This is a genomic window from Bilophila sp. 4_1_30 (assembly GCF_000224655.1).
GTDB lineage: Bacteria > Desulfobacterota > Desulfovibrionia > Desulfovibrionales > Desulfovibrionaceae > Bilophila > Bilophila wadsworthia.
On sequence record NZ_JH114231.1, the window covers coordinates 970571 to 974678 of the forward strand.

Sequence of the window (4108 nt, forward strand, 5' to 3'; positions counted from 1 at the left end):
TTCCCCCTCCCTTATTTTTTTCTACTTTTCCTCTCCATCCTCCTCACCCAGCGCGACCAGCGCGACATGGGCGGCTTCCTGTTCAGCCCGCTTGAGTCCGGGGCCGGAGGCGCGGAACTGACGCCCGTCGGGCAGATCCACGCGGACGGAAAAAATCTTGGCGTGCTCGGGACCATAGCTGTCCTCAAGCGCATACACGGGAAGCCCCTTGCTGATACGCTGCGTGGCCTCCTGCAACTTCGTCTTGAAATCCTTGCGCCGTACCTTCGTGGCGTTCTTGGGCCAGAGATCTGTGTACAGCCGCTCCACGACCTCGCGCGCCTTCTCAATCCCCCCGTCCACGAATACGCCGCCGAAAACAGCCTCCATCGCGTCCGAAAGCAGGGAATCGCGCTGACGCCCGCCCTGGTTCTCCTCGCCACGGGCAAGACGCAGGCAATCGTCAAGATGCAGCTTGCGCGCAATGACCGCCAGCGTGGCCTCGTTGACGAGGCTGGAACGCAGACGCGTCAACTCGCCTTCCCGGGCATCGGGGAAACGGGCGAACAACTGGGCTGAAACGGCGATCTCCAGCACGGCGTCGCCGAGGAATTCCAAACGCTCATTGTGCGCGTTGCCCGCCGAATGCTCGTTGGCCCACGAACTGTGCGTCACCGCGAGCACCAGCAGCGATTCGTCCTTGAAACGGTATCCTATCCTGTCCTGCAACACATCCAGCGTCATGGCATGACCTTATTTCGATTCACAAACCTTTCACAAACCTTACTTGTCCACAGATGCGTCTCACCTATCACGCACACCGGAGCAAGGCAACCTGAGCCACACCGCGATGATGCGGATATACGGAACCGGACGTCCGCCAATCACTTCTTGACAGCGTATGGGAGAGCCCCTACTTTGGGCGATACACAACTTTAAGGAGATCACAATGTCCAAACCGATCCGGTTGTTCAAACTCGTCACCGGCGAACTGGTTCTCGGCAAGTTTGACGAAGAAGCCAACATGCTCGAAGACGTGGCGATCATTCAGGTCGTTCCCACCCAACAGGGTGTTCAGATGATGATGCTTCCCTACGGCTATCCTTTCGAACAGGAATTCAAGGGCAGCATTTCCGGTGAACACTTCATGTACGAATACAAGAAGCTTCCCGACGATCTCGAAACCAAGTATCTGGAAGCCTGCACCAACCTGACCCTGTCCACGGGCGGCCTCGCCGGTGCCGCGGGCAAGTCTCCGCTCATCAAGTAGCTTTGTCCCCGCTTCGGACGAAAACGCCCCCATCCTGCCCCGGCCTGTTCCGGGACGGTGGGGGCGAAGCGTTCCCTCAACCCCGCCGCCTGCGGAACCCCTCCTTATGAAAGAACTCCTCTCCCTGCTGCCCCGGCCCAGTCACTATATCGGTACCGAGGAAGGTTCCGTCCACAAGGAGCCCGCGTCCGTTCGCCTGCACTGCGCCCTTGCCTTCCCGGATCTGTACGAAGTGGGCATGTCCTACCTCGGACATAAAATCCTGTATACCATCCTCAACAATCGGGAAGACATCTTTGCCGAGCGCGTGTACGCCCCCTGCCGGGAAACCGGCAGGCTCCTCCGCGAACACGGCGTCAGCCTCGCCACGCTGGAAAGCGACACGGACATCGTGAAGACGCACATGTTCGCGTTCGCGATCACGCATGAACTGTGCTTTACTAACGTGCTGTACATGCTGGAACTTTCCGGCATCCCGCTCCGCGCCGCCGATCGCGGGGACGATCTGTTCCGCTGGCCCCTCATCGTCGCGGGCGGCGGATGCGCCATCGCCTCGGAACCGCTCGCCCCGTTCATGGACCTCATGCTCCTCGGCGAAGGCGAGGAGATGGTCCCGGAATTGTGCGACCTCGTGATCAAGGCCCGCGGAGAAGGCTGGAGCCGTTCGCGCCTTATCGAGGAAGCCGTCAACATTCCCGGCGTCTATGCGCCGTCGCTGTACACGCATGACGCCAACGGCGTGCTCACGCCGCTGAAACCGGATTTGCCGACACCCGGACGCCGTATCGTGGCGGATTTCGACAGGGCCGCCTATCCCGAAAAGCAGGTGGTCCCGTTCGGTGCGGTCCACAACCGCCTCAGCCTCGAAATCGCCCGCGGGTGTACCCGGGGTTGCCGTTTCTGTCAGGCGGGCGTCCTGTACCGCCCCGCCCGCGAACGCAGCCTGCCGAATCTGGAAAAAATCCTCGAAAACTGCCTGAACGACACCGGTTTCGACGACGTGTCCTTCCTTGCCCTCAGCACGGGTGACTTCTCGGCGCTGAAAACCTTGTTCCTCGGTACGATGGACCGCTGCGAAGCGGAACAGATTTCCGTGTCCCTGCCGTCCCTGCGCGTGGGCTCCATCGACGACGACATCATGCGCCGTCTGGCGGGCATCCGGCGTACCGGAGCTACGCTTGCGCCCGAAGCGGGCAGCCAACGCCTGCGCGACATCATCAACAAGGGCGTCACCGAAGAAGGGCTGATGCTGCATGTCCGCAAGCTGTTCGAGCACGGCTGGCAGCAGGTGAAGCTGTATTTCATGATCGGCCTGCCCGGTGAAACGCAGGAAGATATTGAAGCCATCGTGGACCTGTGCCGCAAGGCCCGTGACGCCGCCGGGCGGGGGATGCCCCGTCTGCAGGTGACGGCGGCCATCTCGCCGTTCGTGCCCAAATCCCACACGCCCTTCCAGTGGGAACCGCAGATCACGCTGGAACAGGTGCGCGAGCGCGTCCAGTACCTGCGAGACGCTTTCAGGGCCGAAAAATGCCTGAAACTGCGCTGGCATGAGCCGGAAATGAGTTTCCTCGAAGGCGTTCTGTCCCGCGCCGACCGCCGCATCGCCGACGTGGTGGAAAAGGCGTACCGCAAAGGGGCGATCTTCGCGAGCTGGATGGATCATTTCAGCATCGATCCGTGGCTGGAATCCCTTGCCGAATGCGGCCTGAGCGCCGAGGCATTCACCGGGGCCCGCGAACTCGACGCGCCCTTGCCGTGGGATCATCTCAATGCCGGGGTATCCCGGGAGTTTCTGCTGCGGGAACGCCGCCGCGCCTTTGAAGGGAAGATTTCGGAAGACTGCCGCTATGCGGCCTGCCGCCAGTGCGGAGCCTGCGATACGGCGGCGGGCGAGTCCCTGCTTCCCCGCACACCGGGACTTGAAGAAGGCTCGCACCACAATAGCCTGAACTTCAAACAGCGCGACCAGCTCGAACATCAGCCGAATCTCGACGAGAACGGCCGCCTGCTCATGCCTCCAAAGCCGCCCAAAGCGACCGAGCCGCCCGCAATCAACTCCGCTCTGGCCGTCAAGGCCGTGCGTTACCGCGTCTGGCATACCAAGGAAGCGGAAGCCGCCTACATCAGCCAGCTTGAACTGCAATCCCTGCTTGAGCGCGCCATGCGTCGCGCCGGGTTGCCGATGGCCTTTTCTCAGGGCTTCCATCCCCTGCCCCTCATCTCCTTCGGACGAGCCTTGCCCGTGGGCGTGGAAAGCCAGGCGGAGTGGTTCTCCATTGTCCTGCGCGAGCCGCTCTCCGCCGAGGAAGTCATGGAACGCCTCGCTCCCCGGATGCTGCGCGGCCTGCGCCTCGACAGGCTGGAAGAAATCCCGGTCAACGACAAGTCCGTGGGCTCCGTACAGGAAACCTTCTCTCTGCGCTTCATGGGCTCGGACGCCGACAGACGGCTGTTCATGGAAGCGTGGGACGATTTCACGGCCACGGATTCCCTCATGTTCACCCGCGAAACCAAGAAGGGCCCCCGCACGGCGGACATCCGCCCGCTCTTTCAGGTCATCGAATGGGATGAGCACGGAACGCTCTATCTTGTGACCGACTGGTCCGAAACCTACATTTCACCCATGACGCTCGCCCGCGCCATTACGCCTTGGGCCGAACCGCATCAGTTGAAAATCATGAAGCTCTCGCAGATGTTCGGGTAAAAAAACGGAAAACGGCGAGAGCTGACGAAACGTAACGCATAAGTCACAAAGGACACCTCAATGGGGTGTCCTTTGCTTTTTCAGAAGTGCAAAAGAACTCTCCAGAGCCTCTTCCACCCAATACTCGGCGCCGGGAAAAACCACGAACAGGG

At 61.1% G+C, this 4108-nt stretch carries 3 protein-coding genes; 2 read left to right on the plus strand and 1 reads right to left on the minus strand.

Annotated features, from left to right (window positions below):
* Positions 1-21 precede the first annotated feature (21 nt).
* Entirely contained in the window at positions 22-723 is a 702-nt protein-coding gene (gene rnc / locus HMPREF0178_RS04460; RefSeq protein ID WP_009379441.1) for a ribonuclease III, read from the minus strand.
* Positions 724-928: 205 nt separating this feature from the next.
* Between rnc and HMPREF0178_RS04465 the strand changes: the two genes are divergently transcribed.
* Positions 929-1249, plus strand: a complete 321-nt coding sequence (locus HMPREF0178_RS04465) for a hypothetical protein (protein ID WP_005026020.1) — start codon at positions 929-931, stop codon at positions 1247-1249.
* A gap of 106 nt (positions 1250-1355) precedes the next feature.
* Positions 1356-3956 carry a TIGR03960 family B12-binding radical SAM protein gene (locus tag HMPREF0178_RS04470; protein WP_009379443.1) on the plus strand — a complete coding sequence of 867 codons (2601 nt, stop codon included), beginning with the start codon at positions 1356-1358 and terminating at the stop codon, positions 3954-3956.
* The last annotated feature ends 152 nt before the right edge of the window (positions 3957-4108 follow it).